The 23456-nt window shown below is 74.6% G+C and carries 15 protein-coding genes; 5 read left to right on the forward strand and 10 right to left on the reverse strand.

Going from position 1 to position 23456, the window contains the following annotated elements; all coding sequences use genetic code 11:
• Nucleotides 1-225 precede the first annotated feature (225 nt).
• A complete protein-coding gene (gene guaA, locus I003_RS0114345; protein WP_027772161.1) occupies nucleotides 226-1800 on the reverse strand; it encodes a glutamine-hydrolyzing GMP synthase in 1575 nt (524 codons plus the stop codon).
• A gap of 286 nt (nucleotides 1801-2086) precedes the next feature.
• Here guaA and I003_RS0114350 point away from each other — a divergent pair, with 286 nt between their 5' ends.
• Complete coding sequence (locus tag I003_RS0114350) at nucleotides 2087-2401, forward strand: chorismate mutase (protein ID WP_027772162.1); 315 nt, start codon at nucleotides 2087-2089, stop codon at nucleotides 2399-2401.
• Between the two features lie 94 nt (nucleotides 2402-2495).
• Here I003_RS0114350 and I003_RS0114355 read toward each other — a convergent pair whose 3' ends face one another.
• On the reverse strand, nucleotides 2496-2924 hold the full coding sequence (locus I003_RS0114355) for an ATP-binding protein (RefSeq protein WP_486584220.1): 429 nt from the start codon (nucleotides 2922-2924) through the stop codon (nucleotides 2496-2498).
• Nucleotides 2925-3146: 222 nt separating this feature from the next.
• On the opposite strand from I003_RS0114355, the gene I003_RS0114360 reads away from it, so the two are divergent.
• From I003_RS0114360 to I003_RS0114370, 3 genes are read left to right on the forward strand one after another with little or no spacing between them, the layout of a single operon-like run.
• Nucleotides 3147-3989 carry a DUF5919 domain-containing protein gene (locus I003_RS0114360; protein WP_027772164.1) on the forward strand — a complete coding sequence of 281 codons (843 nt, stop codon included), beginning with the start codon at nucleotides 3147-3149 and terminating at the stop codon, nucleotides 3987-3989.
• Entirely contained in the window at nucleotides 3986-4771 is a 786-nt protein-coding gene (locus I003_RS0114365) for an inositol monophosphatase family protein (RefSeq protein WP_027772165.1), read from the forward strand. The genes I003_RS0114360 and I003_RS0114365 overlap by 4 nt, the downstream gene beginning before the upstream one ends.
• A 28-nt stretch (nucleotides 4772-4799) precedes the next feature.
• Nucleotides 4800-5165 carry a hypothetical protein gene (locus I003_RS0114370; RefSeq protein ID WP_027772166.1) on the forward strand — a complete coding sequence of 122 codons (366 nt, stop codon included), beginning with the start codon at nucleotides 4800-4802 and terminating at the stop codon, nucleotides 5163-5165.
• Between the two features lie 7 nt (nucleotides 5166-5172).
• Here I003_RS0114370 and I003_RS0114375 read toward each other — a convergent pair whose 3' ends face one another.
• From I003_RS0114375 to I003_RS0114410, 8 genes are all read right to left on the reverse strand, one after another.
• Entirely contained in the window at nucleotides 5173-6003 is an 831-nt protein-coding gene (locus I003_RS0114375) for an aminoglycoside phosphotransferase family protein (RefSeq protein ID WP_027772167.1), read from the reverse strand.
• Nucleotides 6004-6264: 261 nt separating this feature from the next.
• A complete protein-coding gene (locus I003_RS0114380; protein WP_027772168.1) occupies nucleotides 6265-8484 on the reverse strand; it encodes a hypothetical protein in 2220 nt (739 codons plus the stop codon).
• A gap of 356 nt (nucleotides 8485-8840) precedes the next feature.
• Entirely contained in the window at nucleotides 8841-10463 is a 1623-nt protein-coding gene (locus tag I003_RS0114385) for a succinic semialdehyde dehydrogenase (RefSeq protein ID WP_027772169.1), read from the reverse strand.
• Nucleotides 10464-10596: 133 nt separating this feature from the next.
• Nucleotides 10597-12195 carry a serine/threonine-protein kinase gene (locus tag I003_RS0114390; RefSeq protein ID WP_027772170.1) on the reverse strand — a complete coding sequence of 533 codons (1599 nt, stop codon included), beginning with the start codon at nucleotides 12193-12195 and terminating at the stop codon, nucleotides 10597-10599.
• Nucleotides 12196-12467: 272 nt separating this feature from the next.
• Nucleotides 12468-13718: an APC family permease gene (locus I003_RS0114395; RefSeq protein WP_027772171.1), complete on the reverse strand. Its 1251-nt coding sequence runs from the start codon at nucleotides 13716-13718 to the stop codon at nucleotides 12468-12470.
• Between the two features lie 170 nt (nucleotides 13719-13888).
• Nucleotides 13889-17608, reverse strand: a complete 3720-nt coding sequence (locus tag I003_RS0114400) for a protein kinase (protein ID WP_027772172.1) — start codon at nucleotides 17606-17608, stop codon at nucleotides 13889-13891.
• 136 nt (nucleotides 17609-17744) lie between these two features.
• Nucleotides 17745-19976, reverse strand: coding sequence for a serine/threonine-protein kinase (locus tag I003_RS0114405; protein WP_027772173.1), 2232 nt, complete (start codon nucleotides 19974-19976; stop codon nucleotides 17745-17747).
• A 232-nt stretch (nucleotides 19977-20208) separates the two neighbouring features.
• Complete coding sequence (locus I003_RS0114410) at nucleotides 20209-21915, reverse strand: glycerol-3-phosphate dehydrogenase/oxidase (protein ID WP_027772174.1); 1707 nt, start codon at nucleotides 21913-21915, stop codon at nucleotides 20209-20211.
• A 252-nt stretch (nucleotides 21916-22167) separates the two neighbouring features.
• On the opposite strand from I003_RS0114410, the gene I003_RS0114415 reads away from it, so the two are divergent.
• The gene (locus I003_RS0114415) at nucleotides 22168-23445 is read left to right on the forward strand and encodes a nucleotide sugar dehydrogenase (RefSeq protein WP_027772175.1); all 1278 of its coding nucleotides are present in this window, start codon (nucleotides 22168-22170) and stop codon (nucleotides 23443-23445) included.
• The last annotated feature ends 11 nt before the right edge of the window (nucleotides 23446-23456 follow it).

Here is a 23456-nt window from a genome sequence, read left to right on the forward strand (position 1 = left end):
GCGCCGCCCGCCCGCCGGCCGGTCCGCTCCCGCTGCCGGGCCGGGCGCCCGCAGCACCGGACCCCGTACCGCCCGCGGCGCCGGCCGCAGGCGCGTCCGCGGCCCCCGCAGCCGTGTCGTCGCCCCCCGCTTCCACCGCCACCTCGTGCCCCCTTGACCGCAAGCCGTCCCTGTGATGAGAGCGAATTCTGCCCTACCGGCAGCCCGCCGGAGTCGCCGGGCCGCTCACTCCCACTCGATGGTCCCCGGCGGCTTCGACGTGACGTCGAGAACCACGCGGTTGACGTCCGGCACCTCGTTCGTGATGCGCGTCGAGATCCGCGCCAGCACGTCGTACGGCAGCCGCGACCAGTCCGCCGTCATCGCGTCCTCCGACGACACCGGGCGCAGGACCACCGGATGCCCGTACGTGCGCCCGTCGCCCTGCACGCCCACCGACCGTACGTCGGCGAGGAGCACCACCGGGCACTGCCAGATCTCGCGGTCGAGCCCGGCCGCCGTCAGCTCCTCGCGGGCGATCGCGTCCGCCTCGCGCAGCAGGTCGAGCCGGTCCTTGGTGACCTCGCCGACGATGCGGATGCCGAGCCCGGGGCCGGGGAACGGCTGGCGCTGCACCATCGCCTCCGGCAGCCCCAGCTCCTTGCCGACCATCCGGACCTCGTCCTTGAAGAGCCGCCGCAGCGGCTCGACCAGCTCGAAGTCCAGGTCCTCCGGCAGCCCGCCGACGTTGTGGTGGGACTTGATGTTCGCGGTGCCCGTGCCGCCGCCGGACTCCACGACGTCCGGGTAGAGGGTGCCCTGCACGAGGAAGCGCACCGCCGCCCCGGACCTCCCCGCCGCAGCCACGATCTCGGCCTGCGCCTGCTCGAAGACCCGGATGAACTCCCGGCCGATGATCTTCCGCTTCTGCTCGGGGTCCGACACCCCGGCGAGCGCCGTGAGGAACCGCTCCGCCGCGTCGACGACCTTGAGCTGCACGCCGGTCGCGGCCACGAAGTCCTTCTCGACCTGCTCGGACTCGCCCTTGCGCATCAGCCCGTGGTCGACGTACACGCAGGTGAGCCGGTCCCCGATGGCCCGCTGGACGAGCGCCGCGGCCACCGCCGAGTCCACCCCGCCGGACAGCGCACAGATCGCCTGCGCGTCGCCGACCTGCGCGCGGACGGCGGCGACGGACTCCTCCACGACATTCGCGGTCGTCCACGTGGGGGCGAGGCCGGCGCCCCGGTAGAGGAAGTGCTCCAGGACGAGCTGGCCGTGGGTGGAGTGCATGACCTCCGGGTGGTGCTGTACGCCGTACAGCTTCCGTGTGTCGTCCTCGAAGGCCGCCACGGGCACGCCCTCGGTCGACGCGGTGACCGTGAATCCCTCCGGGGCGGCCGAGCAGGCGTCGCCGTGGGACATCCAGACGTCCTGCCGCGCGGGCGTGCCCTCGAAGAGGGTCGAGTCGGGGCGGGTGACGCTCAGCTCCGTACGCCCGTACTCGCGCTTCCCCGTGTTGTCGACCGTGCCGCCGAGGGCCTGGGCCATGAGCTGGAAGCCGTAGCACATCCCGAAGACGGGCACGCCGGCGGAGAAGATCGCGGGGTCGATGCCGGGCGCGTTCTCCGCGTACACCGAGGAAGGGCCGCCGGAGAGGATGATCGCCTTGGGGTTCTTCGCGAGGATCTCCGGCACCGGCATCGTGGACGGCACGATCTCGCTGTAGATCCGGGCCTCGCGCACGCGGCGCGCGATGAGCTGGGCGTACTGGGCACCGAAGTCCACGACGAGAACGGTGTCGGGGGTCGCTGAGGTCACTGCTGCGGCCTTCCGGCGGTGGGAGTGGAGATACCGCCGAGTCTATCGGCTGCGGCGTCTCACCATGCGAGCCGCCGTTGTCCACCACAGGCCCGGGGTGAATACTGGCGGCCATGCGCACGCGGAGCTTCCTCTTTACCTATGGCAACCGGCCCGTCCGGCTGCCATGGTCGTGCGCTTGAGCTGACAAGCGACTTCCCAGGCGCCCCGGGCCGGCAGGCCCGGGGCGCGCTGTGTTACCGCCGCCGGGCGGCGGGCTCCGGGGCCGAACCCCAGGAGCGACGAGATGAACGCAACCCAGGCGGGCGACCGCACCACCGACGCCACCACCGGCCGCACCGGCGCCCACACCGACGAGGCGGCGACGGAGATCACCGGCGCCCGCGAACGCATCGACGACCTCGACGCCCGGATCATCGCGCTGGTCGAGGAACGGATGGCGGTCTCGGCCCGGATCCAGAAGGCCCGCATCGCCTCCGGCGGGCGCCGCGTGAACCTCTCCCGCGAAATGGAGATCCTCGCCCGCTACCGCGACCGCCTGGGCCGCCCGGGCACGACCCTGGCGATGACCCTCCTGGAACTCAGCCGCGGCCGAGCATGACCACCACCGCAACGGCCCGGGCGTTCTCGGTGCTCCGACGCAGGCACGGCGTCGGAGCACCAGGCCGCCCCTCCCCTCCCGGGGCGGCCCCCCGTCACCCCGAGCCCTCCTCGCCCGGCTCCCCGTCCCTCACCGCGCCCTCCGCCGGACCGAGGACCACGGCCCACACCGCCTTGCCGACCCCGCCCCGCTCTGTCACGCCCCACCGGGACGCCAGCGTCTCGACCATGAGCAGCCCGTAGCCGCCGGACTCGTCCGGCACTCGCCGCACCGGCCACGCACCCGAGGCGTCGTGCACCTCGATACGCACCCCGCGGACCACCCGTACGAACCGCGCCTGGATCTCCCGTCCCGGCGGCACACGGGCATGAACGACGGCGTTCGTCACCAACTCCGACAGCACCAGCACGGCCGACTCCTCGATCCCGGCCATCCCCCACCCGGCCAGAGCCTTCCGCAACTGCGCCCGCGCGAGCCCCACGCACCTGGGATGCCGGCGCCACTGCCACTTCATCACGTGCATGTCAGGAATACCCGCCTGATCGGTTGTCCTACTCGGCATCTGCTCTCGCCTCAAAGCTGGTGCTCGGTCGACTGCTGTGGACAAGCCGCACAGTGGCATTACCGCTGGTCGCATTTCGATACCGCCCGCATCCCTCCTTCACTCTTTTCGGTATCATCACGTATCGTCCGGCTCTCATCCGGCGTATCGTGAGAGGCCCGAGAGCCGGCGGTGAGGCGACCTATGGGCGAAGAAGTGGTGGCCATCAAGGCACTGATCCAGCAGCGCCACCTCAGTTACGCGGGTTTCTGCCAGGAATGGGAGAAGACCGCAGAGGGGATTGACAAGAGACTCAGAGGCAGCCACCCTGGGCACGCCCAGTTCTACCGGTGGCTCAAGGGAGACCTTCGGAGCGGAAAGCCTCGCACCGACTCCTGCAGAGTCCTTGAAACGATGTTTCCCGGATGGACGATCGATGAGCTTTTCGCCCCGTATGGTGAAAGACCATCAGACAACCACCGGAAGACTCCCGACCGGGGAAACCGACACCTTGACCTGACGGGCGCCTATCTGTCCAGGCCCCAGCTCCTGTCCGAGGTGCCGCTCTACCACATGATCGAAAACGCCTCCTTCGTTCGGGCGAGCGGCCTCTCCCTCAACCTTCTCATTCAGCACTACCCGGACGCGAAGATCCGCCACCTGGTCGAACGCGGGACACGGTTCCAGCTCTTGTTCCTGGATCCGCGCAGTGAGGCGATGAAGATCCGCGAGCGCGAGGAGGGGTACGACACCGGGTTCCTGGCCGGCCTCACCGAGATCAACCTGAAGATCGCGAAGGAGCGCGTGCGGTCTCATCTGGAAGCAGGGAAACGCGATCGAATGGAGATCGGCGTCTCGGACGAGACCCTCAGGTTCAACATCACCCTCATCGATGACGCGACCGGGGTCATTCAGCCTTATCTTCCGCAGGCCCGCGGTGTCGATTCTCCGGCATTTCTGGTCGAGCGCAGGGCGCAGGGCGGCGAACTTTTCCATACGTTCGAGCAGATCTTCACCTCACTCTGGGATCGAGCGACACTGCTATGACCGACCTGTCAGATCTGCTCAAGATCGCCGACGGCGCCGTCGAACTCGCCAAGTCCATTATCGTCAGCCGCGAGCCCGGCGAGATCACGACCAAAGGTGACCGCGACATGGCATCCGAGGTCGATTTCGCCGTCGAGGCGTCGGTGCGCGACCATCTGGCCGGCCTGACGCCGAACATCACCTTCCTGGGCGAGGAGGAAGGGAGGTCTCCGAAGGAAGGGCGGTTCATGTGGGCGCTGGATCCGGTTGACGGTACCGCAAATTACGTGCGCGGTATTCCGCTTTGCTGTGTATCCCTGGGGCTCTTCGACGGTAAACGCTGCATACTCGGCGTCGTCGACCTGCCGTTCATGGACGCCCGGTACCACGCATTCGAAGGCGGCGGCGCGTACTGCGGACCACGAAGGATCCACGCGAGCGGCACAAGCGACTTGAACGCAGCCCTCGTATCCGTCGGGGACTACGCCGTCGGCGCAGACGCGCACGTGCGCAACACGCAGCGGCTGGCGATCACCGAGCGGCTCGCGGGGCGGGTGCAGCGGGTCCGTATGTGGGGGACCGCGGCCCTGGACCTGGTGTGGGTGGCGGAAGGGAAAACCGACGCGTGCGTGATCCTTTCCAACAATCCCTGGGACACCTCCGCGGGCGCGGTGATTGCGCGCGAAGCCGGTGCGCACGTTGTCTCCGCTTCTGGAAGCGCACATGACATCGACTCGGGCGAAACCATTGCCGTGACCCCCGAGTTGCTGCCACAACTTCTTCCACTCATCCGGGGACAGTGAGCTACGTTACTCAACCAAAGGGAGATTCGTGGACGTCGAGGGAGGTCGCCTCTTTCGCGAGGCGTGGATTGAGGGCGTCAGGAAGCACTTTCCCGGGGAGCCGAAACCCGGGTACGTCACTCCGTGGGAGGAGACTCCGGACTGGGAGCGGGAGGCCGCGGCGGCCGTGTGCCGTCAGGTGCGTGAATTCGTCCGTCTCTCGGGTGGCAGCACGGTCCGGCTGAGCCGGGAACAACGCGGACGCTTCGTCGCCCTCTGCTGGATCGCGCAGATGCATCACCGGATCGAGAACCCCAAGCCGGGTTACGTCGCCGACTGGCCCGAACTTCCTCAGTGGCAGCAAGAGACGGATGCCGACATCTTCGACGCGATCGAGAGTGCGGCGATCCGTTAGACGTCCCTCAGCGGTCCACTGCTGCGCGGATCCGGCTGAGCCACTCCGTGGCCAGTCGGCGTCCGTCCGGGAACTGGTCGTCCCGGTCCCAGCGCCACGTGGTGACCATCGCGAGCACCAGGATCCGGCATGCGCGCAGCAGGTCCTGATCGACGCCCGGGTAGTGGTCGCCGACCTCCTCGGGTGCGTGGGCGAGGTCGAAGGCGACGGGGCCGCGGCAGCACGTTTCGAGGTCCACGAACAGCGGGCCGTCCTTCGTGGCGAGCAGGTTGCCCGGGTGCGGTTCGCCGTGGAGGAGCTGGTCGGGGCCGCCGCGGGCGGCGGTCGAGCCGTGCAGGGTGCGCAGCGTGGCGGCGAGGAGGTCCCTGTCCGCGTCGGGGAGGTCCGGGGTGCGGTCGCGGTCGGCCACGAGGCGTCGGGCGTGCTCGATGCGCTCGGTGAAGTGGGGCGTCGGGACGTCGACTTCGCGCATGCCGGCGTGGAGCCGCCTCAGGGCGTCGGCGTAGGCGGCCGGGGGGACTTCTCGCTGCGCCGCCGGTGCGTAGTAGGTCCACAGCGTGACCTTGAAGCCGTCGTGCTCGTGGATGCGGGGCTCCACCCGGGGGTCGAGAGCGGCCACCGGGCTGTCCGTTTCGGCGAGCCTTCGTGCCAGTTCGATCTCGAACTCCGGGCTCTGGTCGGCCTCGGGTGCCACCCGGGCCAGGACGTCACAGGGCAGCAGGCGCAGCGTGACCTTGTTCGAGTCGTGCAGGACGACCGCGTCGTCGGCTTTCAGACCGAGTCCGGTGGCCGTGGAGACGGCCGCGGTCACCGCACGCGCATGGTCTGCCGGCTTCATCGTCGCTCGCCCCTCTCCCTCCGGGTGGCCGACGGGGGTCGGGGCAGCCTACGGCCCGCTTCCCTGCCCGGCGACAGGTTTTCTCTCCGCTGTGGTCCGGTGCCGAGGCTCTCCGCCCTGCGGAGGGTGGCTTCCACGTCGGGGACCCGCGCGTAGAGCGGGACGCGGTCTTCGTTCCCTTGTCGTCAGTATCGACTCGGGTCGGCGGGAAAAGTCATCGGCCGGCCGCGTGCCAGCGGGGGGCGCCGCGGGGGGACGCGCTCAGGGCAGGGGTTCCGGGCCCGTCTGAGGGCTCGTCGGGCGCGCGGGCGGGTCGGCGGAGGCGGAGTCGAAGAGGGGGGCCAGCACCGGCAGGTCGAGGGCGTGGAGAGCTTCCGCCAGCGTGCTGCGGGGGCGGCGCGTGCCCGCCGTGCGCAGGACGCCGGTCAGCCGTCTGGCGTCCGCGACCGCCAGCGCCGCGGCGATCGCCTCCGCCGCGTCCCGTACCTCCGCGAACTGCGCCACCCGCCCCGTGCCGCCGCGCGGGGGCCACTCCTGCCCGCCCGGCGCCGCGCCGCCGGACCGCGGCGGCGCGCTCTGCGCCACGTCCCGCACCGTGGCCGTCACCGACGCCGCACCCGTCGCCCGCCACGTGAACTCCGCCGTCTGCTCCCCGCCCCGGTAGACCGCGATCCCCGCCGCGCCGTCGGCCGCGTACATGGCCACCGCGGGCCACCCCTCGCCCCGTGTCACCGCCGCCGCGGCGGCGAGCAGCGCGCGGGGCGACGGCGGTTCACCCGACGCGGTACGGCCACGTGGCCAGCGGCCCGGCGCACGCCCTGGTACGCGCACCGGCGTATGGCCCGGCGTGCGCTCTCGCGCGTCCAGTTGGGCGCAGGTGCGGGCGCCGCCCGTGGCGGTCAGACGCAGCCGCAGGCCGGCCGCTTCCGCCGCCCTGGCGACCGCCCGCTGCGGCGCCGTGCAGACCACGATCCCGGCGTAGGGGGCCGGTGCGGGCCCGGCGCCGGTCCCGGAGGGACCGAAGCCGGCCGTGGTGCCCGGGGCGCCGGCCTGCCGGGGTCCGAACAGCGGGAGGCGACGGGCGAGTTGGGCGCGTACCTCCTGGCGGGCGAGGAGGAATCGGCGCCGGACGGCTTCCGCGTCGTCGCCGGGCTGTCCCCAGGGCATGCCGCGGGCGTCCACGCCGACGGCGCGGAACACCTCCAGCGCCTCGTCCCAGCGCCGGGCGCGGACGAGGGCGGCGGCGAGGCAGTTGCGGAAGCCGGCGGCCTCGGGGTCGCCGGGCTCGTAGTGCGCGGACAGTTCCAGCGCGCGTTCGACGGCCCAGGTGGTGGAGGAGCCGGGCCCGTCGCCGGCGTCCGGCCCGCCGGACAGTCCGACGCGTTCCCGGCACGCGCCCAGCACCGCGGCCTCCAGCGGCAGTGCGTGCAGCAGCGAGCCCGGCAGCGCCTCCTCCGCCGACTCCTCGGCGAAGACCATGAGTTCCTCGACGTCCGCCTCCCCGACGATCGCGAGGTAGCGCAGCGCCGCCACGTGCGCGCCGTGGTGGCCGGGCGCGCGGACGACGGCCTCGGCGAACCGGGAGACGAACGCCTCCCGCGGCGCCCGTACGGCGGTGGCGTGGTCGAGGGCGATGCGCCAGGGCACGGGGTCGGACGGCGCCCGCGCCGCGGCCAGCCGGACGAGGGGCAGTACGTCGCGCAACACCGCCCGGGGGTCGCCGGCGGGGAGCCCGCCGGCCCCGAGCGGACCCGGGGCCCGCCTCCCGGAGCCGCCGTCGGCCGCGGCCGCCCCGTGACGGGGCGGCCGGCCGGCCCCCCGCGCCGGGTCCCCCGCTCCGGCGCCGTACTCCGCTCCCGCACCGGCTCCCGGCCCGGCTAAGCCGATTCCCGGCTCCGCGCCCTGCGCCGGGCCCTCCCCCGTTCCGGGCCGCGCGTACCCGGGCCCCGCGCCCGGCACCCCGTACCCCGGCCACGACTCGGCGTCGGCCACCCCGTCCGACGCCCCGTCCGCCTCCGCACCGGCCCCGCCGGGAGCCCCGGCACCCGCCCCCGGGCCCTGCGCCGACGCGCCTGCCGCGCCCCGCCGCCGTACGCCCCAGCCCTCGAACCGCCGCCGCCGGTGCCCGTACTCCTCCACCCACCACGCCCGCAGCAGCCGCTCCGCCTCGATCACCGCCGCGTCCCCGCACTCCGGGTAACGCTCCCGCCACCGCCGCAGCCAGCCGTCGTCGCCCAGGGCGGCGGTCGCCAACTCCGTGATATAGGTGTCCCGTCGCTCCCACTCGGCCGCCCACCCGGCTCCGGCCAGGAGTTCGGCGGCCGGGCGGTAATCACCCGCTGCGGCCGCGGGGAGGACGGCGCGCACGCGGTGACCGGGAGCGTCCAGGAGGACGTCTTCGTCCAGGGGCAAGTCGGCGCCGACCCAGGAGTAGTGGCGCACCACGCGCGGGAACGTCACCAGGGGCCGGAGGAAGTGCATGACATTGCATTCAAGGCCATACGGACCCTCGCCTTCCAGAGTCCTACGGTGACGATCCGATATCCCATGGGCCGTCAGCTCCTTCCGGTCACAGAATGGTTTCAGCAGGAGGGTCGTACAGGGGCAAGCCAGTCCTCATCGGTCACCCGGTCGGCGTCCGGGTGCCGTGACCGCCGCCGCACCGGCTTCGTTGAACGGATGCGAGACCGGATGCAGGGGACAGCAGTCCGGTCCCGTCAGGGATGCGGCCGGTTCCGGGGACGCCCGGACCGGCCGTCCCCCACCCGCACCCGGCGCGCGGCCACCCGTGGACGGGCCGCGCCCACCCGCGCACGGCGCACGCTCCGCGCCCCGCCTCAGCGGAACCGCAGCGCCTTCAGCGCCCGCAGCCCCCGGCTCATGAACGCCGCGTACCCCTTGTCGTCGTACCGCAGCGGTCCCAGCGCGAACGGCGCCAGCGGCACCACCCGCTGCTGCGCCACCGTCTGCGACTCCGTGTACTTCAAGATCCCCTCCGAGCCGTGCCTGCGACCGATCCCGGAGTCCTTCATTCCGCCCATGGGCGCCTGCACGCTCCCGTACGCGGCCCCGTAGCCCTCGTTGACGTTCACCGTGCCGGTGCGCAGCCGGGCCGCGATCCGCCGGCCCCGGCGGCCGTCCTTCGTCCACACGCTGGCGTTCAGCCCGTACGGCGTCGCGTTGGCGCGGTCGACGGCCTCGTCCTCGTCGCGGAAGCGGTAGACGGAGACGACCGGCCCGAAGGTCTCCTCGTCGCAGACGGTCATGCCGGACTCGACGCCGTCGAGGATCGTCGGCTCGTAGAAGTACGGGCCGACATCCGGCCGCGCCCGGCCGCCCGTCAGCACCTCGGCGCCCTTGCCGACCGCCTCCTCCACGTGCCGCGTGACGGTCTCCAACTGCTGCGCGCCGACGAGCGAACCCATGTCGGCGCCGTAGCCGAGGGTGGTGCCCAGGCGCATGGCCCCGGTCCTGGCGACGAAGCGGGCGAGGAAGGCGTCGGCGATCGACTCGTGCACGTACAGCCGCTCGACGGAGATGCACAACTGCCCCGCCGAGGCGAAGGCCGCGCGCACCGCGCCCTCCGCCGCCTTCTCCACGTCGGCGTCGGCGAGCACCAGCATGGCGTTCTTGCCGCCCAGCTCCAGCGAGGCGCCGACGAGCCGGGCCGCGGCGCCCTGCGCGACCTCGCGGCCGGTGCGGGTGGAGCCGGTGAACGAGACGTAGTCGGCGTACCGGACGATCTCCGGGCCGACGACGGGCCCCGGGCCGATCACCACCTGCCACACCTCCTCCGGCAGCCCCGCCTCGACCAGCTTCCGGCGCGCCCACAGGGCGGTCAGCGGGGTCTTGGAGTCGGGCTTCATGACCAGGGCGTTGCCCGCGGCGAAGGCGGGCAGTGCGTCGCCGACGGAGAGTTCGAGCGGGTAGTTCCAGGGCGCGATCTGGCCGACGACACCCCGCGGGTGGCGCAGCTCGGTGACCTTGGTCAGCGTCGGCAGGGCGCCGGTGTGGCGCTTGGGGCCGAGGTAGGCGGGGGCTTTGCGGCCGTAGTGGCGGGCGGCCAGCGCGACGGCCTGCACCTCCTCGTGCGCGTGCAGCCGCGCCTTGCCGGTCTCCAGTTGCACGAGGTCGAGGACCTCGTCCTGGTCGCGCAGCAGCAGGTCGTGGAAGCGGAGCAGCACGGCGGCCCGCTGCCGTACGGGCGTGGCCGCCCAGGCCCGTTGCGCGGCGCGGGCGCGCGCGAACGCGGCCTCCACGTCCGCGGGCGCCGCCTCCGGCACGTCGGCCAGCGCCTCGCCGGTCAGCGGGGACCGGACGGCGACGGTGCCGGAGCCGGTGACGCCGCGGGTCAGGCGCTCGACGAGCGCGGGCGTGACGAACTCGGCGGCGACGGCGCCGGCGGTGCGGGCGCCGTCGGAAGCGGGAGCTGTGGGGTTGCCTACGGCGGTCTCCGTCATACGGCCGAGGGTAGGACTCCGGCGGCCCCTTTGGATACCTGCCGGTAACCGAATTCCGCCAGCGATTGCTGGCTCATACGTGCGGGCCGGTACCGGCGCCGGGGGCGACCGCCGACGGCCGCCCCCGGACCCGTCACCTGTCCTGAATGTCCAGCGAGTCGACGACCTGCTCGTAGATCCGCTCGCCGTCGCGCTTGCCCTCGCCCGCGGCCGGCATCTCCACGGTCAGGTGCCAGCCGATGCCATCGTCGTTGACGAAGAAGAACTCACGGCTGCGCGCCTCGGTCTCGTTCTCGTAGCCCTCGTCGCGGGTCCACGTCACGACCATCTCGGCGGCGTCCTCGCCCCTGTAGTCGAACTCCTGGACCGTGCCCTCGACATCGGAACTCAGCTCGGTGCACTGCAGGTTCTCGCCCATGTCGCAGTCAAGCGTCGCGTTGGCCTCGCTCAGCGCGCTGTCCTCCACGTCGTTCGAGCGGGTGATCCACAGGCTCGGCGTGCCGCCGGGGTCCGTGTACGTGACCGTGCCCTCGTCGACGCTGCGCTTGTAGTCCTCCGGGACCGCCAGCGACGCCTTGAGCTGCTCCGTCTCGTCGTACGTCTTCCAGCCCTCCGGCGCGCCGTCGCCACCGCCGAACGGGTTCGCCAGCGCCACCACCAGCGCCGCCGCCACGGCGATCGCCCCGCCCAGCAGGCCCAGCCTCCCGCCGCGGCCCTTCGGCAGCGCCGCCGCGAGCTTTCCCGCACCGCGCCCGACGCCCGCGCCGCCCGGCACCGGGGCGAGCATCGTCGGCGCCGGCACCGGCCGGGCCACCGCGTCCAACTGCCACCGCACCTCGTCCGGCGCGGGCCGGGCCGCCGGGTCCTTGCGCAGCAACTGCATGATGACCGTGCCCAGCGCCCCGGACCCGCGGGCCGGCGCCGCCGGCTCGGCGGAGAGCACGGCCTGCAGCGTCGCCGGCGCGGTCTGCCGGCGGTACGGAGACATGCCCTCGACCGCCGCGTACATCACCACGCCCAGCGACCACAGGTCCGACTCCGGCCCCGGCCGCTGGCCGAGCACCCGCTCCGGCGCGATGTACTCCGGCGATCCGACGAACGCGCCGGTCTCCGTCAGCCCCTGCTCGCCCTCGATCTGCGCGATGCCGAAGTCGGTGAGCACGACGCGGTCGTACCGGCCGAGCAGTACGTTGTCGGGCTTGACGTCGCGGTGCAGAATCCCCGCCTCGTGCGCGGCGGTCAGCGCGCCGAGCACGGCGCCGCCTATGCGCGCCACCTCACGCGGGTCGAGGGTGCCCTCCGTGAGCTGGTCGCCGAGGGAGCGCCCGCGGACCAGCTCCATCACGATCCAGGGCTTGCCGTCCTCCATCACCACGTCGTGCACGGTGACGACGGAAGGGTGGTCGATACGGGCGGCGGCGCGGGCCTCACGCTGCATCCGCTCGTACGCCGTCTGCCGTGTCCGCTCGTCGAGGTGGGCGGGCAGCCGGGGCTCCTTGACGGCGACGTCGCGGTCGACGACCTCGTCGTGGGCCCGCCACACCGTGCCCATGCCGCCGACGCCGAGGCGGGCGGCGAGCCGGTAGCGTCCGCCGATCAGCCGGCCCGTGGCGGGATCGGCGACGACCTGCGTGGCCGCGGCCTCCGGCGCGGCGCCGTCGACGTTCTGCTGCGGTGGCCGCAGTCCGTAGCTCGTGGGTTCGTCCCCCACCTTGTCCCCCTCGTCCTTCATGGCACCATCAATAGCGCACAACCGCGCGGCCGTCCCCCGGATGTCAGCTCTGTAGAAAACGTGCGACATCGGCGGCCTCCGCCGTGACATCCGCCGTGAGCCGGCCGGGGCCCTCCGCGCACATGCGGACCTGCACGTCTCCCTGCCGCGGGCGGGTCCACGTACCGGCCGCGCGGCCATTTACCGTAACAGCGGCGCGGATATGTCCGCCCCCGGGGCGAACGGCGCGGACGCACTCCCGGGGGGCGGCGGCCGAGGTACGCCGCTGTCCGTCACCGCTCCGCCCACCGTCCCCGTACGGCGTACGCCAGCGCACCCGCCGCCACCACTCCCGCGCCCACCGCCACCGACACCCCCGGCAGCGAGAACGCCAGCACCACACAGCCCGCCAGCCCCACCACCGGTACCGCGCGCGGCGGGCGGCCCTCCTGCGGACTCAGCGTCCACGCCGAGGCGTTGGCGACGGCGTAGTACAGCAGCACGCCGAACGACGAGAACCCGATCGCCCCGCGCACGTCCACCGTCGCGGCCACCACCGCCACCACGGCGCCCACCGCCAGCTCCGCGCGGTGCGGCACCCGGAACCGCTCGTGCACCGCCGCGAGACCGTGCGGCAGGTGGCGGTCGCGGGCCATCGCCAGCGCCGTACGGGAGATCCCGAGGATCAGCCCCAGCAGCGCCCCCAGTGCCGCCACCGCCGCGCCGACCCGCACCACCGGCTCCAGCCACCCCGCGCCCGCCGCCGACGCCGCGTCCGACAGCGGCGCCGTCGCGTCCGCCAGCCCGCCGGGGCCGAGCACGGCGAGGACGGCCGCCGACACCGCCGCGTACACGACGAGCGTGACGCCCAGCGCGACCGGCACCGCCCGCGGAATCGTGCGCTCCGGGTCGCGTACCTCCTCGCCGAGCGTGGCGATGCGCGCGTACCCGGCGAACGCGAAGAAGAGCAGCCCCCCCGCCTCCAGCACCCCCCTCACCGAGGCGTCACCGCCCGGCCGCAGCCGGTCCGCCTCGGCGGCGCCCGCGGTCAGCGCCGCCACGACGACGGCGGCCAGCACCGCGAGCACCACGGCGACGATGACCCGGGTGAGCAGCGCGGACTTCTGCACCCCGCGGTAGTTGACCGCCGTCAGCGCCACCACGGCCGCGACCGCGACGACGTGCCTCTGCTCCGGCCAGGCGTACGCGCCGACCGTGAGCGCCATCGCCGCACAGGACGCGGTCTTGCCGACGACGAAAGCCCACCCGGCGAGGTAACCCCAGAACGGGCCGAGGCGCTCGCGCCCGTAGACGTAGGTGCCGCCGGAGGCCGGGTAGCGGGCGGCGAGGCGGGCGGAAGAGGTCGCGTTGCAGTACGCGACGACCGCGGCGGCGCCGAGGCCGATCAGCAGCCCCGAGCCGGCGGCGCGGGCGGCGGGGGCGAGAGCGGCGAAGATCCCGGCGCCGAGCATGGCGCCGAGCCCGACGAGCACGGCGTCGCCGACGCCGAGACGGCGGGCGAGAGGGGCGGCCTGGTCGGACATGGGCGGGAGGGTAGCGGAGGAAGGTGACCGGCAGGGGGCACGCGGGTGCGACAGGAAGGGCTGAGAGCCCCTTCACAGCGTACGGGGCACAGCCGGCCGGACGCCGGCACGGCGGGCGAACCGCGAGGGCCCCGGGAGAGGCGAAGGCCCCCGCCGCGGAACACGCCGCGTCACCCCGTCGGCCGGTAGCTCTCCGCCGCGATCCGGTGGAACCGCTCCACCTCCGCGCTCTTGCCCTCCGGCCCGATCAGCAGCACCACGTGGTAACTGTCCTCCCAGATCATCGCCAGGTTACGCGCGTGCACCTGCCGCCCGCTGCCGTCCGTCCAGTCGAACTCGCCCTCCGCCATCACCCGCTGCCCGACCTCGATCCGCCGCAGCCCGTCGGCCTCCGCCCACGCCGAGTTGCGGTACTCCTCCAGCTCCGGCTCGCTCTGCTGGTACGCCATCGGGTCGCTGCCGAACTCGCCGACACCGTCGCGGCCGGGGACGACGACGAGTTCGTAGTCCCCGCCGTCGTAGCGGACCTGGCCGCTGTCGTTCCCGCCGAGGCGCCGCCAGTCCTCGCGGACGGCGACCTCGAAGCCCGCCGGGTCCTCACGGAGCACGAAACCGTCGGGCAGTTCGGAACCGGCGCCGCCGCCCTGCCCGCCGTCGTCCCGCTTGCCGGGGTCGCCCCCGGACTCCCGCGGCTCCCGGCGTTCCTCGGGCTCGTTCGAGTCGCCGTCCTCCGCGGGCGGTGCCCCCGTCTCCCCCGGCCCGTCGTCGCGGCCGGAGCCGACGACGCTGCGCTGGTCACGGTTGCCGGCCTCGTCGGCCTGCGGCATGAACATCGCCGCGTACGCGATGGCGCCGGCCATGGCGACGAAGATCAGTGCGATGAGCGTACGGCCGAGGCTGCGGGGCCCGCGCGGGCCGCGGCGCGCCCGGCGTTTGTGGCGCGCGTGCACCGGCACCGGCGACTTGCTGGCACGCCACCGGCGCATCAGCTCGCCGCGCCGCCGCACTATCGGCAGCCGCCGCGGATCGCCGCCGCGGCCCGTGCCGTGCTGCGGCACGGTGACCGTACGGCTGCCGATGCCGGGCTCGGGCGCGGTCCGGATCAGGGAGCGCAGCCAGCCGCGCAACTCCTCGAAGTCCGGCCGCTCGGTGGGGTCCTGGCGCAGCAGCGACTCCACGACGGGACGCAGCGCCCCGCACTCCTCGGCGAGCGCGGCGGGCTCCGAGCAGACGAGCTGGACCAGCTCGCCGACGTCCTCCTCGGGGTACGCGGAGTGCCCCTGGACGGCGCGGAAGAGCAGCGCGCCGAGCGCCCACAGGTCGGCGGCGGGGCCGACGGGGGGCGCGAGCTGCCAGTGCTCGTGGACGGGCCCGGCCTGCTCGGGCGCCCAGCGCTCGGTGACGGCGCCGACGACCTGCATCCGGGTCTGCCGTGCCCGCTCGGCGGCGAGCCGGGTACCGGGCCCGGGATACCGCCCGGGCCCGCCGGCCCCGGGGCCGGGCGACGCGTCGCGCGGCACGGGCACGGCCTGCGCACCGACGGGCACGGCGATGGAGGCACCGGGCCGCACGCCGGGCAGGCTGCCGCCGTACGAGGCGCCGCCGGGGAGGGAGTCGGTCAGGGACCGCGGCTCGGGCTCGGCGACGTCGGCGGGCCGGGACCCGCCGGGGGTGCCGTAGGCACCGGGCCCGCGGCCACCGGTCTGCCCGGCGCCGGGGCGAGCACCGGCCGCCCGGCCACCACCGGGCCCGGGGCCGCCGTACGCGCCGGGGGCGTGGGGGCCGCCGGGGGCCGGGGAGTTGCCGGGCGGGGGACCGCCGGGCGTTCCCGCGCCACCGTAGGGCCCGGGGGCACCGGCGGGCGGGTGCCCGGGGGCGGGACCGCGGGATACGCCGGGACCGCCGTGGGCGGCACCGGAGCGGTCGTAGGAGCCGGAGCCGGACGCAGCCCCGGGCGGGCCACCGGGAGCACCGCTGCCGGCACCGGGGGCGGGAGAGCGGGGCACACCCGCACCGTACGAACCGGTCCCGCCGTCCCCTTGCCCACCCGGGTCACCGGGCACACCCGCACCGAACGAACCGGGTCCGCCACCCGCGGGCCCACCCGCACCGGGGCCGGGCCCACCCGGGCGCACCGGACCACCACCCGCCTGCGGCGACGGGCCGCCGGGAGCCGTGCCCGGGGGCCGGTACCGGCCGCCGGGGGCGGCCGTCGACGTGCCGTAGGGGGCCGCGGTGCCGTACTCCTCGTAGCCGTCGTAGCCGTCGTCCCCCGTGTCGTGCGGCAGGTCGTCCCACGGGGCGCCGGCATCCGGTGAACCGGCCGGCGGCATAGCCGGGTGAGCACCGCCCCGGTCGGGGCGGTCACCGCCGATGGCGATGCGGTCGCTGTACGCCGGGCCCGCCCCGGCGGCCGGGACCGTGCCTCCGGCGTTCGGCGGCCGTCCGGCCTCGGGCGTACGCGGCGTCTGCCCCGGCACCACCGGGCGCCCGGAGCCCTGCCCCGCAGACCCTCCGGCGCCCCCGCCACCGGAACCGGCGGCGAGCCGTGCCTCGGCGGCCCGCGTACCGGCCTGGTACGCCGCCATCACCCCGGCCCGTGCCGCGGGCACCTCGTCCCCGGTCGGCCGCCCTGCGCGCGCCGCACCACCGGGAGGCCCGCCCCGGGCCCCGCCACCGGGGCCGGCGCCAGGACCGGGACCGGGGCCAGGGCCCTGCGGCCCGCCCCCGTAAGGCTGTTGAGGCGCGCCGGCGCCCGCCCTTCCGGGGCCGCCGCGCTCGCTGCCGGCCGCCGCTCCCGCGGCCGTACCGCCCTGCTGCCACACGCCGAACGGCCAGCCGTCCGAGGCGCCCCCCTGCGCTCCGGGGCCGGGACCGGCGCCGGTGTCGCTCTGCGCGCCCCACCCCGGTCCGCGCCCCTGCGGCGCTCCGCCTTGCGACTCGTCGTCCGCCGGGTCCGGGCCGCCCGCCGGGCCGCCGCCGCCCGCCCCGTACGGGGCCGAGCGCCATACCTCGTCGTCCTCGTCGTACGGCGGCGTGCCGTACGGACCCGCGCCGCCGCGCGCCTGTGCACCGTCGCCGGGCCCGGCGTACGGCCCGGGGCGGGCGTCCCACGCCGGCGGTAAGACACCGCTGTCCGGCGGACCGGCGGCTTCCCGCCCGGCGCCCTGCGCCGGAAGGAACCCCGTCGCCGGGTCGGGGAGTTGCGGCAGGCCCGGCGCGTCGCCGCGGCCCGGCTCCACCGCGGGCGCGCCGGGGCGCGGGCCGGGGCTGCCCGAGGGGCGCGGCGGTTCGCCGCGGCCCGGCGGCGGGGGCAGCGGGTCGTAGCCGCACAGGGCCTCTTCCGCGGCGCCCGACGCCAGGCCCGTCAGGACCACCCGGCCGTCGTCGCAGACGAGCACCGTGCGGGTCGTGATGTTGCGGTGGGTCCAGCCGTGCGCGTGCAGGGCGCGCAGCGCCGTGAGGATGTCCGCCGCGACCTCCGCCCCGCGGTACGGGCTCAACGGCCGCTCCTCCAGCAGCCCTTCCAGCGTCCGCGCGGGCACCAGCTCGCTGACGATCCAGAGGCTGCCGCCCTCCTCGAAGACGTCGAAGACCTGCGCGAGCCGGGGGTGGTCCGGTATCGCCGCCGCCGCGCGGGCGGCGTCCATCGCGCGCTGCACCACGGCACTGGCCGCGCCCCGTCCCGCCCCGTCGCCGTACCCGGAGGGGTCGGCGCCGCCGCCGTCCTCCACCAGCTCGGCCTCGACGATCTCCGGCAGCGGCACCTGCCCGATGAGGACGTCCTGCCCGCTGTAGGTGTCGAAGGCGCGCGTGTGGATGGGTTCGGCGTCGACGGCAGCCGGTAGCCGGTAACGGTCGGCGAGCACTCGGCCCGCGTAGTCGTCCACGAACGCCTCCCCACAACCGCGCAATGAGCCTGAGACCGGGCCAAATGCGGTCGGTGGTCGGCCGGTCCGGATGCGTACGGTCCGCGAGACATCACGATACGTGCTCGACGGGTGGTCTGTGCCCCGCTCGCGCGGGTTAGTCGACGGGCTTGAAGGATTCAAACGCCGTGTCGCGCAGCTCGCGGCACTCCGCGCCGTTCCACTCGTCCTCCGGGCAACTGATCATTATCGCGTAGCCGTGGGTGTCGTCCACGGCGAATCCGCGGTCCAGGACCCTCATCCGCCGGCCGTCCTGGACGCGGCTGAACTGCCAGTCCGCGACGGTGGGGTACCCGCGCCAGTCGATCTCCTTCATGGAGATCCGGCGGTATCCGGGGCTGGACGACCTCACGGCGCCCTCTATCTCGCGCCAGTTGTCCAGTGCGCCGCCGGGGGTGTTGTTGGGCTGGGACGTGAAGTCGATCTGCACGCGCGGGAAAGAGGACGATCCGGAGTAGATCGCGCCGCCGCCGCCCGGCGACGTGGCGGTGCGCCGCCAGCCGTCGGGAAGCGCCACCGAATGCTTGAACTCCGCTTCGGTGAGCGTCGCATATCCGTCCGGTACGCCGGAGGAGCCCTTCCCGGAGCCGGAACCGCCCTCGCCCTCGTCCTCGTTCTTGCCGTGCCCCGGGCCGGAGCCGGAGGAGCCGTCGTCGTCCTCGTCCCCGGCGCCGTCCTCGCCGCGCTGCTCCCGCTTGTCCTCCTGGGCGCCGTTCTCGCCGGAGCCGGCCTGGTCGTCGCCCTGCTTCTCGCCCTTGCCGTCCTGCGCGCCCGCGCCGGCGCTCTGCCCGCCGTCGCCGCCGGACGAGCCCGAGTCGGAGTCGTCGCCGCCCGACGCGAGGGCGAGCACCGTACCGAGAACCGCCAGGGCCACCACCGCGGCGATGATCGCCAGCGTACGCCGGGGCAGCGCCGCCACCCGCGCCGCGAGCGCACCGGCGCCCGCCCGCGTCCGCGCCGCCGCCGCGCCGGCCGGCGGCGGTGTGGTGCCGGCAGCCGTCACACGGGCAGCAGGGCCCTCGGCGCCGTGGGCACCGGACCCGGCGGCCCCCGGACCGCCGGCTCCCGGGCCCGGATCCGCCGTTTCGGCGGCAGCCGCCCCGGACTGCCGCGGCGGGGACTCCGGCCGGCCCGGTGCGCCGGGCCGGGACTCGGGGAGCGGCGGCAACGGCGGCGGAGTCCACGCCGGGGCCGGCGCGTCGGCCGGGGCCTCCGCCGCCGCGGCGGAACCGGCACCGGCAGCCGCCGCGCCGGCGGCGCCCGCGGCTCCCCCGGCCCGGCCCGCCGTACGACGCTTGCCCTGCGCCCCCGCGCCCGCCCCCGAAGTCTCCCCGCGCTCCGCCTTCTTCCGCGGCGTCTTCTTCCGCCGCGCCGGCGCCTCCGACGGCGCCGCGCCCCGCCCCGCACCGGAGCCGGTCCTCGGGTCCGGCGCCACCGGCAACGGCACCATCTTCGTCGGCGCCGTCGCCGCCGAGGGCTCGCCCGGCACGTCCTCCGGGGCGTCGACGACCGCGCGCAGCAACGCCCGCGCGCCCGCGTCGTCGAGCCGCTCGCCGGGGTCCTTGCGCAGCAGCCCGTAGATGCAGTCCTCCAGCGGACCGGCGTTCTTGGGCGGGTCGACGGGCTTGGTCATCACCGCCGTCAGGGTGGCGATGGCCGACCCCAGGTCGTACGGGGGGTGCCCCTCCACCGCCGCGTACAGCAGCCCGCCGAGCGACCACAGGTCGGATGCGGGGCCCGGCTTCTGGCCGCGGGCACGCTCGGGCGAGATGTACGACGGGGCGCCCACGAGCATGCCCGTCGTCGTGATGGACGGGTCGCCCTCGACCTGCGCGATGCCGAAGTCGGTGAGGACGACGCGGCCGTCGTCGGAGATGAGCACGTTCGACGGCTTCACGTCGCGGTGCAGGATGCCCTCGCGGTGCGCGGAGCGCAGCACGTCGAGCACGGCGAGGCCGACCTCCGCGGCGCGCCGCGGGGTCAGAGGGCCGTCGTCGCGGGTGACGTCGGAGAGCGAGCGGCCCTCGATCAGCTCCATGACGATCCACGGGCGGTCGTCCTCGTCCACGACGTCGTAGACGGTGACCGCCCCGGTGTTCCTGATCCGGGCGATCGCCTTGGCCTCGCGGAGCGTTCGCGTGATGAGGCGGCGCTTCTCGTCCTCGTCCACGCTGGTGGGCAGGCGCAGCTCCTTGACCGCCACCGCGCGGCCCAGTACCTCGTCCGTGGCACGCCAGACGGTGCCCATGCCACCGCGGCCGAGCACCTCTGTGAGCCGATAGCGGCCGGCCACCAGCCGACCCGTCGCGCCGTCCCCTTCGCGCCCCATCGATCCCCTCAGCGATTCACCCCGGCAGGACCTCCATTGTGTCTTATCGCACGGACACCCCTGCCCTCCGGGCGATGTTTGCCGTGAGCGATCGTCCGCGGTCCCCGGCCCGGCCTGCGGCGTTCACGTCGCCCAACACCCGTGACCCGCCTACTTACATGCACCTGCAACCGGCATGCCTCCCCGGTGCCGCGGGCTTCGACCGGGCCCCGCGCACCCGCCATGAGGGCTCTTACAGCGGCACGATCTCCGGCGCCCCCAGCCGTGCCGCGTCCGCCGTCTGGTCGTCCGGCTGCCGCTGCGACTCGCGCTCCGCCTCGACCCGCTTCTCGTAGTGCGCGACCTCGCGCGCGACCTGGTCCCGGTCCCAGCCCAGCACCGGCGCCATCAACTCGGCGGCCTCGGCGGCACACTGCGTACCGCGGTCGAAGGTCTCTATCGAGATGCGGGTACGCCGCGTCATCACGTCGTCGAGGTGGCGCGCGCCCTCATGGGAGGCGGCGTACACGACCTCCGCGCGCAGATAGTCGTCCGCGCCGCTGAGCGGCAGGCCCAGCGACGGGTCCCGCGCGATCAGGCCGAGCACCTCCTCGGCCAGCGCCCCGTACCGGTTCAGCAGGTGCTCCACCCTGACGACGTGCACCCCCGTGCTCGCGGCCGTCCGCGCCCGCGCGTTCCACAGCGCCCGGTACCCCTCCGCGCCCAGCAGCCGCACCTCCTCGGTGACGCACGGCCCGACGCGCTGGTCGAGCCCGTGCACCGCCTCGTCGACGGCGTCCTTGGCCATCACGCGGTACGTCGTGTACTTGCCGCCCGCGACGACGACGAGCCCGGGCACCGGGTGCGCCACGGTGTGCTCGCGCGACAGCTTGCTGGTCGCGTCCGACTCGCCGGCGAGCAGGGGCCGCAGGCCCGCGTACACGCCTTCGACGTCGTCTCGGGTCAGCGGTACCGCGAGCACGGAGTTGACGTGCTCCAGCAGGTAGTCGATGTCGGCGGAGGAGGCCGCCGGGTGGGCCTTGTCGAGGTCCCAGTCGGTGTCCGTGGTGCCGATGATCCAGTGCCGGCCCCAGGGGATGACGAACAGCACGCTCTTCTCGGTGCGCAGGATGAGGCCGGTGGAGGAGTGGATGCGGTCCTTCGGCACCACGAGGTGGATGCCCTTCGACGCCCGTACGTGGAACTGCCCGCGCTCGCCGACCATGGCCTGCGTCTCGTCCGTCCACACGCCGGTGGCGTTGACGACCTGCCGTGCCCGCACCTCGAACTCCCCGCCCTGCTCCAGGTCGTGCACCCGGGCGCCGACGACGCGCTCGCCCTCGCGCAGGAAGCCCACCACGCGCGCGCGGTTGGCGACGCGCGCACCGTACTGCGCGGCGGTGCGGACGAGCATGGCGACGTAGCGCGCGTCGTCGACCTGTGCGTCGTAGTACTGCAGCGCACCGACGAGGGCGTCCTTGCGCAGACACGGGGCGACACGCAGGGCGTGCGAGCGGGACAGGTGGCGGTGCGCGGGCATGCCCCGGCCGTGTGCGCGGGCGACGGACATGGCGTCGTACAGCAGCACGCCGGAGCCCGCGTACGCCCGCTCCCAGGCACGGTGTTTGAGGGGGTAGAGGAACGGCACCGGCTTGACCAGGTGCGGTGCCAGGCGCTCGGTGAGCAGCCCGCGCTCCTTCAGCGCCTCGCGGACGAGGGCGAAGTCCAGCATCTCCAGATAGCGCAGTCCGCCGTGGATGAGCTTGCTCGACCGGCTCGACGTGCCCGACGCCCAGTCACGCGCCTCGACCAGCCCGGTGGCCAGCCCGCGGGTGGCCGCGTCCAGCGCCGTGCCCGCGCCGACCACCCCGGCGCCGACGACCAGCAGGTCCAGCTCATGCTCGGCCATCTGCGCGAGGGCTGCGCCGCGCTCGGCCGGCCCCAGTACCGCTGTTTTCACGGATGCCTCCCGTCCTGTCGCCCCGTTGCGGCAGTACACGTGCCCACGTCCGATTCTGTCCGGCCCCGGGCCGTACAGCCACCGTGCGGCACGGTCACGGCGGCCTCGCCGCCCGTCTCCCGGCCGCCGCGCCACAGGCGGCGCGCAGCACCCAATACTGAATAACAGTCATATATGCCCGTAGCCTGACAAGAGCCTCCACCCACCCCGGGCTCAGGGCCCGGGGCCGTCGGGAAGGAACTCGCCGCAGACATGCCCGCAGACGTCGCCGTCATCGGACTCGGCCACCACGGCCTGCCGCTCGCCCAGGCCGCGGCGGCGGCCGGCTTCTCCGTCCTCGGATACGACCCCGACCCGCGCGCCGTCGACGCCCTGGCCGCCGGCCGCCCGCCGGCCGGCGGCTCGCTGACGGCCGCCGAGGTGCGCAGACTCCTGACCACCGGTTTCCGCCCCTCCTCGGACCCCGCCGACCTCGGCGGCGCCCGCACCGCCGTCATCTGCGTGCCCACCCCGCTCGCCGGGGACGGCGCACTCGACCTCGGCCCGGTCGCGGACGCGGCGCGCGAGCTGGCGCGCCACCTCAAGCCGCGCACCACCGTGCTGCTGGAGTCCGCCGCCTATCCCGGGAGCACGGAGGACTTCCTGCGTCCCCTCCTGCAGCAGGGCTCCGGGCTGCGCGCGGGGCGCGACTTCCACCTGGCGTACTCCCCCGGCCCCCTCGACCCGGCCGACACCGCTCCCGCGCCGAAGGTCGTCGGCGGGCTGACACGGGCGTGCACGGAGGCGGCGGTGGCCTTCTACGGGCGGTTCGCGGAGCGGGTCGTCCGGGCCCGGGGGCCGCGCGAGGCGGAGACGGTGCGGCTGCTGGAGGGCAACGTGCGGCACGTGAACTCCGCGCTCGTCAACGAGCTGGCCTGGTTCTGCCACGACCGGGGCATCGACCTGTGGGACGTCGTCCGCTGCGCCGAGACCCGGCCCTGCCGCACCGCCCTCGGCTTCCGCCCCGGGCCCGGCGTCGGCGGCCACGGGGTGCCCGTGGATCCCGGCCGCGTCCCCGTCCCCGTGCCGCACCCGGGCGGCAGGACCGCGCCCGGGTTCGACCACCCGTTGCGGATGGTGGAGCTCGCCCGCGAGGTAAACGGCCGGGTGCCGCGGTACGTCGTCCAGCGCTGCGCCCAGCTCCTCAACGAGCACGGCAAGTCCGCCCGCGGAGCCCGCGTGCTGCTCCTCGGCGTCACCTACGAACCGGACGTCGCCGACCTGGAGCGCACCCCGGCGAGCGACGTCGCGGCCCGGCTGACCGAACTGGGGGCACGGGTGGGCTTCCACGACCCGTACGTCACGGCGTGGCAGGTGCTGGGCCGGCCGGTGCCGCGGGCGGCGGCGGTGTACGACGCGGCGGCGGACGCGGACCTGACGGTGCTGCTCCAGCCGCACCGGACGTACGACCTGCAGGCGCTGGCGGTGAAGGCGCAGCTCCTCTTCGACACCCGGGGCGCGACGCCGCCGGGGGCGGCACACCGGTTGTGACGGCGCGGGGC

The organism is Streptomyces sp. CNQ329, assembly GCF_000482585.1.

Coding starts and splice junctions, on each gene's coding strand:
- I003_RS0114415 (WP_027772175.1), top strand. CDS start 22,168: ATGCCCGCAGACGTCGCCGTCATCGGACTCGGCCACCACGGCCTGCCG.
- I003_RS0114390 (WP_027772170.1), bottom strand. CDS start 12,195: ATGAAGGACGAGGGGGACAAGGTGGGGGACGAACCCACGAGCTACGGA.
- I003_RS0114385 (WP_027772169.1), bottom strand. CDS start 10,463: ATGACGGAGACCGCCGTAGGCAACCCCACAGCTCCCGCTTCCGACGGC.
- I003_RS0114365 (WP_027772165.1), top strand. CDS start 3,986: ATGACCGACCTGTCAGATCTGCTCAAGATCGCCGACGGCGCCGTCGAA.
- I003_RS0114405 (WP_027772173.1), bottom strand. CDS start 19,976: ATGGGGCGCGAAGGGGACGGCGCGACGGGTCGGCTGGTGGCCGGCCGC.
- I003_RS0114375 (WP_027772167.1), bottom strand. CDS start 6,003: ATGAAGCCGGCAGACCATGCGCGTGCGGTGACCGCGGCCGTCTCCACG.
- I003_RS0114350 (WP_027772162.1), top strand. CDS start 2,087: ATGAACGCAACCCAGGCGGGCGACCGCACCACCGACGCCACCACCGGC.
- I003_RS0114380 (WP_027772168.1), bottom strand. CDS start 8,484: ATGCACTTCCTCCGGCCCCTGGTGACGTTCCCGCGCGTGGTGCGCCAC.
- I003_RS0114355 (WP_486584220.1), bottom strand. CDS start 2,924: ATGCACGTGATGAAGTGGCAGTGGCGCCGGCATCCCAGGTGCGTGGGG.
- I003_RS0114395 (WP_027772171.1), bottom strand. CDS start 13,718: ATGTCCGACCAGGCCGCCCCTCTCGCCCGCCGTCTCGGCGTCGGCGAC.
- I003_RS0114360 (WP_027772164.1), top strand. CDS start 3,147: ATGGGCGAAGAAGTGGTGGCCATCAAGGCACTGATCCAGCAGCGCCAC.